General features: G+C 68.7%; 9 protein-coding genes and 1 pseudogene. 4 read left to right on the forward strand and 6 right to left on the reverse strand.

The window, feature by feature from the left end:
* The first annotated feature begins 9 nt into the window (after positions 1 to 9).
* The 3 genes from OG953_RS34075 (at position 10) to OG953_RS34085 (ending at position 3,753) form a co-directional block, all read left to right on the forward strand.
* Positions 10 to 1,050 (forward strand): sugar ABC transporter substrate-binding protein, encoded by a 1,041-nt coding sequence (locus tag OG953_RS34075; RefSeq protein WP_405689082.1) that lies wholly within the window; start codon positions 10 to 12, stop codon positions 1,048 to 1,050.
* Positions 1,051 to 1,183: 133 nt separating this feature from the next.
* Entirely contained in the window at positions 1,184 to 2,704 is a 1,521-nt protein-coding gene (locus OG953_RS34080) for a sugar ABC transporter ATP-binding protein (protein ID WP_405689084.1), read from the forward strand.
* Complete coding sequence (locus OG953_RS34085; protein WP_405689085.1) at positions 2,701 to 3,753, forward strand: ABC transporter permease; 1,053 nt, start codon at positions 2,701 to 2,703, stop codon at positions 3,751 to 3,753. Before OG953_RS34080 ends, OG953_RS34085 begins: the two co-directional genes overlap by 4 nt.
* Positions 3,754 to 3,849: 96 nt before the next feature.
* On the opposite strand, the gene OG953_RS34090 is transcribed toward OG953_RS34085, so the two are convergent.
* From OG953_RS34090 to OG953_RS34115, 6 genes and pseudogenes are all read right to left on the reverse strand, one after another.
* Positions 3,850 to 4,521: a FadR/GntR family transcriptional regulator gene (locus tag OG953_RS34090; protein ID WP_389800575.1), complete on the reverse strand. Its 672-nt coding sequence runs from the start codon at positions 4,519 to 4,521 to the stop codon at positions 3,850 to 3,852.
* A gap of 142 nt (positions 4,522 to 4,663) precedes the next feature.
* Positions 4,664 to 5,578: pseudogene (locus tag OG953_RS34095) on the reverse strand (LLM class flavin-dependent oxidoreductase).
* Between the two features lie 111 nt (positions 5,579 to 5,689).
* Complete coding sequence (locus OG953_RS34100; protein WP_405689087.1) at positions 5,690 to 7,300, reverse strand: FAD-dependent oxidoreductase; 1,611 nt, start codon at positions 7,298 to 7,300, stop codon at positions 5,690 to 5,692.
* Between the two features lie 5 nt (positions 7,301 to 7,305).
* Positions 7,306 to 8,841, reverse strand: a complete 1,536-nt coding sequence (gene glpK, locus OG953_RS34105) for a glycerol kinase GlpK (RefSeq protein WP_405689088.1) — start codon at positions 8,839 to 8,841, stop codon at positions 7,306 to 7,308.
* Positions 8,842 to 8,897: 56 nt separating this feature from the next.
* Positions 8,898 to 9,689, reverse strand: a complete 792-nt coding sequence (locus OG953_RS34110; RefSeq protein ID WP_405689090.1) for an MIP/aquaporin family protein — start codon at positions 9,687 to 9,689, stop codon at positions 8,898 to 8,900.
* Positions 9,690 to 9,938: 249 nt separating this feature from the next.
* Positions 9,939 to 10,703, reverse strand: coding sequence for an IclR family transcriptional regulator (locus OG953_RS34115; protein WP_405689091.1), 765 nt, complete (start codon positions 10,701 to 10,703; stop codon positions 9,939 to 9,941).
* Positions 10,704 to 10,942: 239 nt separating this feature from the next.
* Here OG953_RS34115 and metH point away from each other — a divergent pair, with 239 nt between their 5' ends.
* Positions 10,943 to 14,455 carry a methionine synthase gene (gene metH / locus OG953_RS34120; protein ID WP_405689092.1) on the forward strand — a complete coding sequence of 1,171 codons (3,513 nt, stop codon included), beginning with the start codon at positions 10,943 to 10,945 and terminating at the stop codon, positions 14,453 to 14,455.
* Positions 14,456 to 14,562 lie beyond the last annotated feature (107 nt).

A 14,562-nucleotide genomic window follows, 5' to 3' on the forward strand; every position in this document is an offset into this window, starting at 1 on the left:
GGGACACCAATGAGCGTGCGTACGACGAGTGCGGCAGCCTGCGCCGTACTGCTGGCAGTCACTGCCCTCGCGGGCTGCAACCGCGAGTCCACCGCTGACGGTGCGGGCAGCGGGAAGGTCGGCATCGACCTGCCGCGCAGCGACAGCGACTTCTGGAACTCGTACCAGAACTATGTGGAGAAGGGGGTCAAGGCAGGCGAGGTCAAGGCGCTGCCGCTGACCAACTCGCAGAACGACATCGGCAAACTGGTCGCCAACGTCCAGACCTTCACGGACCAGGGCGCCAAGGCCGTCGTGATGGCACCCCAGGACACCGGTGCGATAGCCGAGTCGCTCAACACGCTGAACGAGAAGAAGATCCCGGTCGTCAGCGTCGACACCCGCCCCGACAAGGGCAACATCTACATGGTGGTGCGGGCCGACAACAAGGCGTACGGGACCAATGCCTGCAAGTACCTCGGCGAGCAGCTGAAGGGCAAGGGCAAGGTCGTCGAGTTCCAGGGCGACCTCGCCTCGATCAATGGCCGCGACCGGTCCGAGGCGTTCAAGTCCTGCATGGACAAGGAATTCCCCGGCATCAAGGTCTTCGAGCTGGCCACCGACTGGAAGGGCGATGTCGCCTCCGCCAAGCTCCAGGCCACCCTGGCGGCCAACCCCGACATCAACGGCATCTACATGCAGGCCGGCGGTGTCTTCCTGCAGCCCACCCTCGCGCTCCTGGAGCAGAAGAAGCTGCTGAAGCCGGCCGGCACGCCGGGCCACATCACGATCATCTCCAACGACGGCATCCCGGAGGAGTTCGACGCCATCAAGGCCGGGAAGATCGACGCGACGATCTCCCAGCCCGCCGACCTCTACGCGAAGTACGCGCTTTACTACGCGAAGGCGGCCCTGGACGGTAAGACCTTCAAGGAAGGCCCCACCGACCACGACTCGAACATCATCAAGATCCCGAACGGCTTCGAGGACCAACTTCCCGCGCCCCTGGTGACCAAGGACAACGTGGACGACCCGAAACTGTGGGCCAATCAGCTGGAGAAGAAGAGCTAGCCGTGGCTCCTCCCTCTCGTTGCCGAGGGGGCTTCCCTCTCGGCTCCGAGGAACCGAGACGCGGCCAAGCCCTTACCGCTGCCCGGGGACAGGCCACCAACATTGCTACAGCGCTTCGCTGAGAAGGGTTCTGATGGAAAAGGCACCACCTGCCGTACAGGCGGAAGGCGTTGTCAAACGCTTCGGGCCCACCGTGGCGCTCGACGGGGTCCGGCTCACCGTGCAGCCCGGTGAGTCCCATGCCCTCGTCGGTCGCAACGGTGCGGGCAAGTCGACGCTGGTCAGCGTCCTGACCGGACTCCACAAGCCGGACGCGGGCACGGTCACGTTCGGCGGGGAGCCCGCGCCCGCCTTCGGGGACACCGCGGCCTGGCAGTCGAAGGTCGCCTGCGTCTACCAGAAGTCCATGGTCGTCCCCGACCTGACCGTCGCCGAGAACCTCTTCCTCAACCGTTTCGACGAAAACGCCCGCTGGATCAGCTGGGGGAAGCTCCGCAGACGCGCCGAGCGGCTCCTCGCCGACTACGGGGTCCAGGTCGACCCCAGCACCCGGGCGCGCGATCTCGCCGTCGAGCAGCGGCAGTTCGTCGAGATAGCCCGGGCGCTGTCCTTCGGCGCCCGGCTGATCATCCTGGACGAGCCGACCGCCCAGCTCGATGCCCGCGGCATCGGGCGGCTCTTCGACAAGCTCAGGGAACTGCAGAGCCAGGGAGTGGCGTTCCTCTTCATCTCCCACCATCTGCAGGAGGTGTACGAACTGTGCACGGCGGTCACCGTCTACCGCGACGCCCGCCATGTGCTGAGCGCCCCGGTCGCCGACATCGCCAAGGCGGAACTGGTGGCGGCGATGACCGGGGAGCAGTCCGCCGGCGCGACCGCCTGGCACGCGGGCGGTGACGGTGCGGCGGTACGGGATCAGTCGGCTGCCCCCGTCCTGCGTACCGAAGGGCTCACTCTGGAGGGCCAGTTCGAACCGCTGGACCTGGAGGTCCGCCCCGGCGAGGTGCTCGGCCTCGCCGGCTCCGCGGCCAGCGGTAACACAGCCCTGGGCGAGGCCCTGGCCGGTATGCGAAAGGCGGGCGGCGGCACGGTCTCCGTACACGGAAGGACCGTGCGCCCCGGCAGTGTGCCGCACGCGCTGGACGCCGGGATCGGCTACATCCCCGAGGACCGGCACGACCAGGGCCTCGTCCTGGAACGCAGCGTCGCCGAGAACGCCACCCTCACGGTCACCGACCAGCTCGGCCCGTGGGGGACCGTACTGCCCTCCCGCACCAGGGAGTTCGCACGGTCGATGATCGCCTCGCTGGACATCAAGACACAGGGGCCCGAGCAGCCCGTCTCCGGGCTCTCCGGCGGCAACCAGCAGAAGGTGGTCGTCGCCCGCGCGCTGGCCCGCAAGCCGAGCGTACTGGTGGCCGTGCGGCCCACCGCGGGTGTGGACATCAAGTCCAAGGATTCGCTGCTCGGAGTCGTGCGGCGGGTCGCCGACGAGGGGAACGCCGCAGTGATCATCTCGGACGAGCTGGACGATCTGCGGGTCTGTGACCGAGTGCTCGCCCTGTTCCACGGGCGCGTGGTCGAGGCATTCGCAAGCGGGTGGACCGACGGGGAACTCGTCGCCGCCATGGAAGGTGTGGGGGAAAGGGAATGACCGGAACGGTACGGCCTCCGGCGGCCGACGGCATCGACAGCGAGCTGAAGGGCTCCCTGACGGGCGAGAGCCCGCTGGACCGGCTGAAGCTGATTCGGTGGAGCGACTTCTCCCTGGTACCGGTGATTCTGGTGCTGATGGTGATCGGGTTCATCGTCTCGCCGGTGTTCCTGACCTCCGAGAACCTGATCAGCGTCGTCCAGCAGTCCTCCGAGCTGAGCCTGTTGGTCCTGGGCCAGGCGCTGATCCTGATCTGCGGACGGATGGACCTGTCACTGGAGTCGACGATCGGCATCGCGCCGGTCGTCGCGATGTGGCTGGTCCTGCCCTCGGAGGGCGGCCGCTTCGCGGGCCTCGGCCTGCTGCCCACCTGGTCGGCGATCCCGCTCTGTCTGCTGGTGGGCCTCGCGATCGGTGCGATCAACGGCTTCCTGATGCTGAAGCTGAGGGTCAACGGCTTCATCGCCACGCTCGGCATGCTCACCATGCTGCGCGGCCTCCACATCGGCATCACCGAGGGCAAGTCCATCACCGACGTCCCGGAGTCCTTCCGCTACCTCGGCAAGAGCGAATGGCTCGGTGCACCGGCCGCCGTCTGGATCTGCCTGGCGCTGTTCGCCGTCGGTGGCGCCGCACTGGCCTGGCTGCGCCACGGACGCTCGCTGTACGCCATCGGCGGCAACCCGGAAGCGGCGCGAGCCGCGGGCATCCGGGTGGACCGGGTCACCTGGATCGTGCTCGCCATCGGCGGTCTGCTGGCGGCCTTCGCGGGCATCCTCTACACCGGCCACTACGGATCGGTCGCGGCGACCCAGGGCAACGGCTGGATCTTCCAGGTGTTCGCCGCCGCGGTCATCGGCGGCATCAGCCTCAAGGGCGGCCGAGGCACCCTGTTCGGCGCGCTGACCGGCGTACTGACGCTCCAGCTGGTGGTCAATGTGATGACCCTCGGCGGTGTCCCGGCGCTCTGGAACCAGTTCCTCAACGGCGCCATCATCATCGTCGCCCTGGTCATCTCCCGCTTCGCGAGCGGCGAGAAGCAGGACTGAACCTGTTCTCGCAGACGCCGGCGGGGCTGATTCCTCAGCCCCGCCGGCGTCTGAGGCGCGGGGCCCGGCGCGGAGCCCCGGTCACCCACCCGCGCGCTACAGAGTCGACCGCAGCCACTGCTCGACGCTCGCCACATGCACCGTCGCCCAGGCCCGCGCAGCCTCCGCATCCCGGTCCCGCAGCGCCGACACGATCGCCCGGTGCTCATGGAGCGTGCGGCTGACCGCGTCCTCCTGCGTCAGACCGCGCCAGACCCGCGCCCGGGTCGTCGGCCCCGACAGCCCGTCGAGCAGCGAGCAGAGCACCGAGTTCCCGGACGACTGCACGATGCCGCGGTGGAACTCCAGATCGCAGGCGACCAGCTCCTCCACCGAGGGCTGCGCACCCAGGGCATCCAACTGTGAGCTCAGTGCGTCCAGTTGGGTCTCGCTGATCCGGGTCGCGGCCATCGCCGTCGCGGCCGGTTCCAGAATCCGGCGGACCGCGAGGAATTCGAGCACCGTGTCGTCGCGGTGGAAGTCCACCACGAAGCTCAGCGCCTCCAGCAGCAACTGGGGATCGAGGCTGGTCACATAGGTGCCGTCGCCCTGTCGCACATCGAGAATGCGGATCAGCGACAGGGCGCGCACCGCCTCCCTCAGAGAGTTGCGGGAGAGCCCCAGCTCCGCCGCGAGTTCGCTCTCCTTGGGGAGCCGGTCGCCGGGCCGTAGCGCACCCGAGACGATCATTCCCTTGATCTTCTCGATCGCCTCGTCGGTGACAGCCATGACGGTCCTCCTGGATCCGGACTGGAATCAGACATCCGATGTCTCTCTTCATTATGCGGGTCGGAAGAGGCGGATGAACCAGTTCTGCCGCAGGTCGTCCCAGGTGTGCGGCTGCCGCACGGGCCATCGGGACCGGAGGGGGTCAGTCCCAGAGCGCGGACGGTGCCTCACGCCGTACCACCGGAGCGATGTCCTCGGCGAACCGCCGCAGCGTCTCGATCTGCTCGGGGTGGCCGAGCCCGAAGCCGTCCACGGTGATCGACTGGAGGTCGTGTCCGTACACCTCGTGCCAGCCGAGGATCTTGTCGATGATCTGTTGCGGGCTGCCGATCGGCTGGGGCCCGTCCATGCGCGCGGGCCGGATCGTGCCCGTACGCCTCGAAGCGCTCCCGGTAGTGGTCGATCAGCCGGGCGTACGCCGCACGGGCTGGACAGCATTGGCGGTGAACAGCGGATCGCCGTGGAGCGCCGCCAGTTCGGGGGAGTTGAGGCTGGTCGCCGAGCCGTACCAGATGCGCGGCGCCCCGGCGTACGGGCGCGGCAGGGTCGTCGTGTTCTTCAGCGCGGGCCGGAACTCGCCCTCCCAGTCGACGCCCTCCTCGGTCCACAGCCGCCGCAGCAGCTCGTACTTCTCCTTCTGGAGGTCCCACTGCCGCTCCTCGTCGAGCCCGAAGAGGTCGAAGTGGCCGGCCTCCGCGCCCTTCCCGACGACCAGTTCGATCCGGCCCCTGGATATCTGGTCGAGCGTCGCGAAGTCCTCGGCCACCCGCACCGGATCCAGGATCGCGACGACCGTGACACCGGTCAGGAGCCGGATGGTGGAGGTACGGGCCGCCAGCGCACCGAGCACCACACTCGGGCTCGACGAGAGGAACGGCCCGGCATGCCGCTCGCCGATCGAGTACGTGTCGAAGCCGAGCCGCTCCGCGACGACTCCGGTCTCGATCACTTCCTCGAACCGCTCGGCGGGGGAGGGGCGTTGACCGTTCAGCGGGTGCGGGGCGTGGCCGATGAGGGACAGCACGGAGACTTCATGGTTCAACTGTCCCTGCGTCATATTGCACCTGTATGGAAACCGTGTGGCGCGTTCACCGGGCTGAGGGCTCCCGGACATACGGTCGGGGCGGCCCCCACCTGGGAGCCGCCCCGACCTACGCGTTCGAGCCCGTCAGTTCCGGTCGCCGAGCATGGACTCGACGCCGGCCCGGATCTCGTCCGTCGCCAGACCCCGGATCGTCAGTGTCGTGCGGCGGCGCAGCACATCGTCCGCCGTCTCGGCCCACTCGTGATCACGTGCGTAGGCGACCTGCGCCCAGATCTCCGGCGCGTCCGGGTGGATGCGCTCGGCCAGCGCCGGGTTCTCGTTCGCCAGCCGTGCGATGTCGAAGGAGAGCGAGCCGTAGTGCGTGGCGAGGTGGCGGGCCGTGTCGGCCGCCATCCGCGGACCGGGCGTACCGCCGTCGACCAGCAGCCGGTGCGCCACCGCGTTCGGGTTGGCGATGCCGGGCAGCGGGAGCTTCTTCGGCAGGTGCGAGATCGGCTCCATGTCCTCCGCGAGGGGGTGCCCGGGGAGCGCGGCCAGCTTGTTCATCACCGTACGGCCGATGTGGCGGAACGTCGTCCACTTGCCGCCCGCGACCGACAGCATCCCGCCGCGGCCCTCCGTCACGACCGTCTCGCGCTTGGCCTTGGACGTGTCGCCCGGGCCGCCCGGCAGCACCCGCAGGCCCGCGAAGGAGTACGTGATCAGATCGCGCGACAGCTGCTGGTCCTTGATGGAGAACGCCGCCTCGTCGAGGATCTGCGCGGTGTCCTTCTCGTTGACCGCGACGTCCGCCGGATCGCCCTCGTACTCCTCGTCCGTCGTACCGAGCAGCAGCATGTCCTCCCACGGCAGGGCGAACGTGATGCGGTACTTGTCGATCGGGGTGGCCAGCGCGGCCTTCCAGGGGCGGGTGCGCTTCAGCACGAGGTGCGCGCCCTTGGACAGACGTATCGAAGGCGCCGCGTTCGGATCCTCCATCTTCCGCAGGTGATCGACCCACGGTCCGGTGGCGTTCAGCACGAGGCGGGCGTTGACGCCGAACTCCGTGCCGTCCGTACGGTCCTCAAGGTCGGCGCCCGTCACCCGGCCCTTGGTGAACCGCAGCCCGGTCACCGCCGCGTGGTTCAGGACGACCGCACCCGCGTCGACGGCCGCGCGGACCGTCATCAGCGCCATCCGGGCGTCGTTCATCTGGTCGTCGCCGTAGACCGCGACAGCCTTCAGATTGTCCGTACGCAGCTCCGGCACATCGCGCTGAGCCCTGGCCGGGCTGATCACATGCCCGACCCCGTCACCGAACGCGGAGAGCGCCGAATACGCGAACACACCCGCACCGAGCTTGGCCGCGCCGTGCGGGCCGCCCTTGTAGACCGGCAGGTAGAAGGTGAGCGGATTCGCCAGGTGCGGGGCGACCTGACGGGACACCGCGCGTCGCTCGAAGTGGTTTTCCGCGACCAGCTTCACCGCGCCGGTCTGCAGGTAGCGCAGACCGCCGTGGAGCAGCTTGGAGGAGGCGGAGGAGGTGGCGCCGGCGAAGTCGCCGGCGTCCACCAGGGCCACCCGCAGCCCGGACTGCGCGGCGTGCCAGGCAGTGGAGATGCCCAGGATGCCGCCACCGATCACCAGGAGGTCGTACGTCGCCTTGGAGAGCTGCTCCCGAGTCTCGGCGCGGCTCGGAAGGGAGCCGGAGGCCGGGTGCGTCCCGAGCGACGGGACGCTCTGCGGGGTGGTCATTGTGATTACTCCTCGACTGTGCTGTCTTCGAGCCAGCCCATGGTCCGTTCCACGGCCTTGAGCCAGCTCTTGTACTCGCGGTCGCGGGTGTCCGCGGCCATGCGGGGTGTCCACTCGGCGGCCCGGCGCCAGTTGGCGCGCAGCGCGTCGGTGTCCGGCCAGAAGCCGACGGCGAGACCGGCGGCGTAGGCGGCGCCGAGGCAGGTGGTCTCGGCGACCATGGGCCGCACCACGGGTGCGTCCAGGAAGTCGGCGAGTGTCTGCATCAGCAAGTTGTTGGAGGTCATGCCGCCGTCGACCTTCAGGGCGGCGAGCTCGACACCGGAGTCCTTCGTCATGGCGTCGGTGATCTCGCGGGTCTGCCAGGCGGTGGCCTCCAGGACGGCACGGGCGATGTGCGCCTTTGTGACGTACCTGGTCAGACCGGCGATGACGCCGCGGGCGTCGGAGCGCCAGTACGGGGCGAACAGTCCCGAGAAGGCGGGCACGAAGTACGCACCGCCGTTGTCCTCGACCGAGGAGGCCAGGGTCTCGATCTCGGCCGCGGACTTGATCAGGCCCATCTGGTCGCGCATCCACTGCACCAGCGAGCCCGTGACGGCGATGGAGCCCTCCAGGGCGTACACGGGCTTCTGGTCGCCGATCCGGTAACCGACCGTCGTCAGCAGCCCGTTGTACGAGTTGACGGGCGTCTCACCGGTGTTCATCAGCATGAAGGTGCCGGTGCCGTAAGTGGACTTGGCCTCGCCCTTGGAGAAGCAGGTCTGGCCGAAGAGGGCCGCCTGCTGGTCGCCGAGCGCGGAGGCGACCGGGACACCGTCCAGGACGCCGCCCTTGGCGGTGCCGTACACCTCGGCGGAGGAGCGGATCTCGGGCAGCACGGCCGCCGGGATCTCCATGGACGCGAGGATCTTGTCGTCCCACGCCAGGGTGTGGAGATTCATCAGGAGGGTGCGCGAGGCGTTGGTGACGTCGGTTACATGGACGCCGCCGTCCGTGCCGCCGGTCAGGTTCCAGATGACCCAGGAGTCCATGGTGCCGAAGAGGATGTCGCCGCGCTCGGCGCGCTCGCGCAGCCCCTCGACGTTGTCGAGCAGCCAGCGGACCTTGGGGCCCGCGAAGTACGAGGCGAGCGGCAGACCGGTCTCGCGGCGGAAGCGGTCCTGGCCCACGTTGCGGCCGAGTTCCTTGCAGAGCGCGTCGGTGCGGGTGTCCTGCCAGACCAGGGCGTTGTGGACGGGCTCACCGGTGTTCTTGTCCCACAGCAGTGTGGTCTCGCGCTGGTTGGTGATGCCGATCGCCTTCACATCGGCGGCGGTGATGCCCGCCTTGACGATGGCGCCGGCGACGACCTCCTGGACGTTCTCCCAGATCTCGGTCGCATCGTGCTCGACCCAGCCCGGCTTCGGGAAGATCTGTTCGTGCTCCTTCTGGTCGACGGAGACGATGCGGCCGTCCTTGTCGAAGACGATGCAGCGGCTGGAAGTGGTGCCCTGGTCGATGGCCGCGATGAACGGGCCGGTGGTGTGTGCGTCGGTCACGGTGTGCTCCCGGAAGTCTGTGTGGTCTTGAGGGTTACGGCTCTGTGCGCCACGGCTCAGGCGAAAGCGACGTTGTAGAGCCCGCCCGCGATCGCGCCGCCGATGAGCGGCCCGACGACCGGGATCCATGCGTAGCCCCAGTCGGAGCCGCCCTTGTTCGGCAGCGGCAGCAGCGCGTGCACGATACGCGGACCGAGGTCGCGAACCGGGTTGATTGCGTAACCCGTCGGCCCACCGAGGGAGAGACCGATACCGACGACGACCAGAGCGGTGACCAGTGCGCCGAGCGCGCCCAGGCCGTTGCCCTCGTTGTTGAGGCCCTGGGTGAGGATCGCCAGGACGAGCACGACGGTGGCGATGATTTCGGTGACGAGGTTCTGCACCGCGTGCCGGATCTCGGGGCCGGTGGAGAAGATGCCCAGCACCGGGCCCGCCTTCGGGGCGGATGTCTGGTCGACCATGGCCTCTTCACCCGGCTGGGCGCCCACGATCTCCGGATCGGTGAGATGCGCCCGGAACTGCCCGTAGTACGTCAGCCAGACCAGCACCGCGCCGATCATCGCGCCGAGCAGCTGGGAGCCGAGGTACAGCGGTACGTCGCTCCACTCGGTGCCGCCCTTGATCGCGAGACCGATCGTGACCGCCGGATTGAGATGCGCGCCGGAAACGCCACCAGCCAGATAAGCGCTGGTCAGCACGGCGAAACCCCACCCGAAGGTGATGGCGAGCCAGCCGGCGTTCTGGGCCTTGGAGCGTTTGAGAGTGACGGCGGCACAGACACCGCCGCCGAGCAGGATGAGTACGGCGGTACCTATGGTCTCGCCGATGAAGATGTCGGAGCTGGACACCCGCGACTCCTTTGTCCTTCGTCCAGGGAAGCCGAACCCCGGGTCCCTCCGGTGGTCCGCGCCCTCGTGTGAGGGCGTTTTCCGGCCCTTGACGCTGTCACACCTTAACGCGAAATTCCGTTAGCTGTTCGACAATGCCGACCGGTGAACGGCAATGCTTCCCCCAGGTGAATCAGGCGTCAAGGGTTGTGTGGCCTATAACTCGATCGTTACCGACGGCCCGTCGGCAACGATCACCAGCCGTGGTGGTCAGAAGGGCCGGGCGCCCAGATCCCTGGAGACCGCGCGGGCGCAGTCCCGCACTGCGGCGATCAGCTCGGGGCGCAGCTCCCCGTCCGCGCAGACCCGCTCCACCGCGCCGGTCACGGCCACCGCGCCGACCGGCATCCGCCGCCGGTCGTGGATCGGGGCGGCAACTGCGGCGACGCCCTCCCAGGTCTCCTCCACATCGGCCGCCCAGCCGCGGGCCCGGATCAGGTCGAGCATCGTCTCGAACTCCTCCGGGTCGGTGACGGTGCGCGGGGTGAAAGACCTCCGCTCGGCCTCCAGGGCCTCGGTGTGCGCCACCGGGTCGTACGCCGAGAGCACCTTGCCCAGGGCCGTGGAGTGCAGTGGCTGCATGGCCCCCACCTCCAGGACCTGCCGGCTGTCGTCGGGCCGGAAGACGTGGTGGACGATGAGGACGCCCTGCTGGTGCAGGACCCCCAGATGGGTGCTCTCGCCGCTGGAGCGGGCCAGGTCGTCCGTCCAGACGAGCGCGCGGGCCCGCAGCTCGTGGACGTCCAGATAGCTGTTGCCCAGACGCAGCAGCTCGGCGCCCAGCTGATAGCGGCCGGACGCCGCGTCCTGCTCGACGAAGCCCTCGTGCTGGAGCGTGCGCAGGATGCCGTGCGCGGTGCCCTTGGCCAGGCCCAGTGAAGAGGCGATGTCGGACAGCCCCAGCCGACGCTCGCCACCTGCCAGCAGGCGCAGCATCGCCGCCGCCCGCTCCAGCGACTGGATGTTCTTGGCCATCGCGCCGTACTCCTCCACTGTGGTTCGACAATGCTGAACACTATCGGTCGATGTCGACCCGTGCTCGATCCCACAGGAAAACTGCGGCACCACTCCGATCCGGACATCTCCCCGCACAGCATGCCGTCCGTTCCGTGGGACGGAGTGACGGCCCCGGGCACCGCCCGGCTACGCTGGCCTGGTGCGCCTTCCGCCGAAGACGCAAAGCCGACAGCCGTCGCATCCCAGGGAGTACATCCATGGCCTCGTCGCCGACCCCTTCCGCCGACAGCCGGAACCGAGCCGAAGCCCTCCGCGAGGCACTTGCCACCCGGGTGGTGGTGGCCGACGGAGCGATGGGCACCATGCTCCAGGCGCAGGACCCCACCCTCGAGGACTTCCAGAACCTCGAAGGCTGCAACGAGATCCTGAATGTCACGCGCCCCGACATCGTGCGCTCCGTGCACCAGGAGTATTTCGCCGTCGGCGTGGACTGCGTCGAGACGAACACCTTCGGCGCCAACGCCTCGGCTCTGGGCGAGTACGACATTTCAGAGCGCATCCACGAACTCTCCGAGTCCGGCGCGCGCATCGCCCGCGAGGTGGCCGACGAGTTCACTGCCTGCACCGGGCAGCAGCGCTGGGTGCTCGGCTCCATCGGTCCCGGCACCAAGCTGCCGACGCTGGGCCACGCGCCGTACACCGTGCTCCGCGACGGTTTCCAGCAGAACGCCGAGGGCCTGATCGCCGGCGGCGCGGACGCGCTCATCATCGAGACGACGCAGGACCTCCTGCAGACCAAGGCCGCGGTACTGGGTGCGCGGCGGGCGCTCAAGGCGATGGGCAGCGACCTTCCGCTGCTGTGCTCGCTGGCGTTCGAGACGACCGGCACCATGCTGCTCGGCTCGGAGATCGGTGCCGCGCTGACCGCGCTCGAACCGCTCGGCGTCGACATGATCGGGCTGAACTGCTCGACCGGCCCGGCGGAGATGAGCGAGCACCTGCGCTACCTCACGCGACACTCCCGCATCCCGTTGCTCTGCATGCCCAACGCCGGACTGCCGGTGCTCACCAAGGACGGCGCGCACTTCCCGCTCGGCCCCGAAGGACTGGCCGACGCGCAGGAGACGTTCGTCCAGGAGTACGGCCTCTCGCTGGTCGGCGGCTGCTGCGGTACGACTCCGGAGCACCTGCGGCAGGTCGTGGAGCGTGTACGAGGCACGGCCCTCGTCCCCCGCGACCCGCGGCCCGAGCCCGGCGCCGCCTCGCTGTACCAGACCGTCCCGTTCCGTCAGGACACCTCGTACCTCGCGATCGGTGAGCGTACGAACGCCAACGGGTCGAAGAAGTTCCGCGAGGCGATGCTGGAGGCCCGCTGGGACGACTGCGTGGAGATGGCCCGTGAGCAGATCCGCGAGGGCGCCCACATGCTCGACCTCTGCGTCGACTACGTGGGCCGCGACGGTGTGGCGGACATGGAGGAGCTGGCCGGCCGCTTCGCCACCGCCTCCACCCTCCCGATCGTGCTCGACTCCACCGAACTGCCGGTCCTGCGGGCCGGTCTGGAGAAGCTCGGCGGCCGTGCCGTCCTGAATTCCGTCAACTACGAGGACGGCGACGGACCCGAGTCACGCTTCGCCAAGGTCACCGCGCTGGCTGCCGAGCACGGCGCCGCGCTGATCGCCCTGACCATCGACGAGGAGGGCCAGGCCCGTACCGTCGAGCACAAGGTCGCCGTCGCCGAGCGGCTCATCGAGGACCTGACCGGCAACTGGGGCATCAAGGAGTCGGACATCCTCATCGACACCCTGACCTTCACCATCTGCACCGGTCAGGAGGAGTCCCGGGGCGACGGCATCGCCACCATCGGGGCCATCCGCGAACTGAAGAAGCGCCACCCCGACGTCCAGACCACGCTGGGCCTGTCCAACATCTCCTTCGGCCTCAACCCGGCCGCCCGCGTCGTGCTGAACTCCGTCTTCCTCGACGAGTGCGTCAAGGCCGGACTCGACTCGGCGATCGTGCACGCCTCCAAGATCCTGCCGATCGCACGCCTCGAGGAGGAGCAGGTCAAGGTCGCGCTCGACCTCATCCACGACCGCCGCGCAGAGGGCTACGACCCCCTCCAAAAGCTCATGGAGCTCTTCGAGGGCGTCAACATGAAGTCCATGAAGGCGGGCAAGGCCGAGGAACTCCTCGCCCTGCCGCTCGACGAGCGCCTCCAGCGCCGCATCATCGACGGTGAGAAGAACGGCCTGGAGACCGACCTCGACGAGGCCCTGCAGACCCGCCCGGCTCTCGACATCGTCAACGACACGCTGCTCGAGGGCATGAAGGTCGTCGGCGAACTGTTCGGCTCCGGCCAGATGCAGCTGCCGTTCGTGCTCCAGTCCGCCGAGGTCATGAAGTCCGCCGTGGCCTATCTGGAACCGCACATGGAGAAGTCCGACGCAGAGGGCAAGGGCACCATCGTCCTGGCCACGGTCCGCGGCGACGTCCATGACATCGGCAAGAACCTCGTCGACATCATCCTGTCCAACAACGGCTTCAACGTCGTGAACCTCGGCATCAAACAGCCCGTCTCCGCGATCCTGGAGGCCGCCGAGGAGCACCGCGCCGACGTCATCGGCATGTCCGGCCTCCTGGTGAAGTCCACCGTGATCATGAAGGAGAACCTGGAGGAGCTGAACCAGCGCAAGCTGGCGGCCGACTTCCCGGTCATCCTCGGCGGCGCGGCCCTCACCCGGGCCTACGTCGAGCAGGACCTCCACGAGATCTACGAGGGCGAGGTCCGCTACGCCCGCGACGCGTTCGAGGGGCTGCGCCTGATGGACGCCCTCATCGCGGTCAAGCGGGGCGTACCCGGCGCCACCCTCCCCGAACTCAAGCAGCGCCGCGTCTCCAAGCGAGACACGGCGGTCCTGGAGGTCGACGAGCCCGAGGAGGGCGTCCGCTCCGACGTCGCCGTCGACAACCCGGTCCCCGCACCGCCGTTCTGGGGCACCCGCGTCGTCAAGGGCATCCAGCTCAAGGAGTACGCGTCCTGGCTGGACGAGGGCGCGCTCTTCAAGGGCCAGTGGGGCCTCAAGCAGGCCCGCGCCGGTGACGGACCGACGTACGAGGAGCTGGTCGAGACCGAGGGCCGCCCGCACCTGCGCGGCTGGCTCGACAAGCTCCACACCGAGAACCTGCTGGAAGCCGCCGTCGTCTACGGCTACTTCCCCTGCGTCTCCAAGGGCGACGACCTGATCCTCCTCCACGAGGACGGCTCCGAGCGCACCCGCTTCACCTTCCCGCGCCAGCGCCGCGGCCGCCGCCTCTGCCTCGCGGACTTCTTCCGCCCCGAGGAGTCCGGCGAGACGGATGTGATCGGCCTCCAGGTCGTCACCGTCGGCTCGAAGATCGGCGGCGAGACCGCGAAGCTCTTCGAGGCCAACTCCTACCGCGACTACCTGGAGCTGCACGGCCTGTCCGTACAGCTGGCCGAGGCCCTCGCCGAGTACTGGCACGCCCGGGTCCGCTCCGAACTCGGCTTCGGCAGTGAGGACCCCGCCGATGTCGAGGACATGTTCGCCCTGAAGTACCGGGGCGCGCGCTTCTCGCTCGGCTACGGCGCCTGCCCCGACCTGGAGGACCGGGCGAAGATCGCCGAGCTGCTCCAGCCCGAGCGGATCGGTGTGCATCTCTCGGAGGAGTTCCAGCTGCACCCGGAGCAGTCCACCGACGCGATCGTCATCCACCACCCGGAGGCGAAGTACTTCAACGCGCGGTAAGACGCCGTTCAGCGCGCGGTAGCCGGACAAGTCGTACACTGGTCGGTCCAGTGCAGGCCGGTCGCCCTCCCTACGGGAAATGGCGGCCGGCCTTCTCGTCCCTTACG

The organism is Streptomyces sp. NBC_00057, from assembly GCF_045041165.1.
GTDB lineage: Bacteria > Actinomycetota > Actinomycetes > Streptomycetales > Streptomycetaceae > Streptomyces.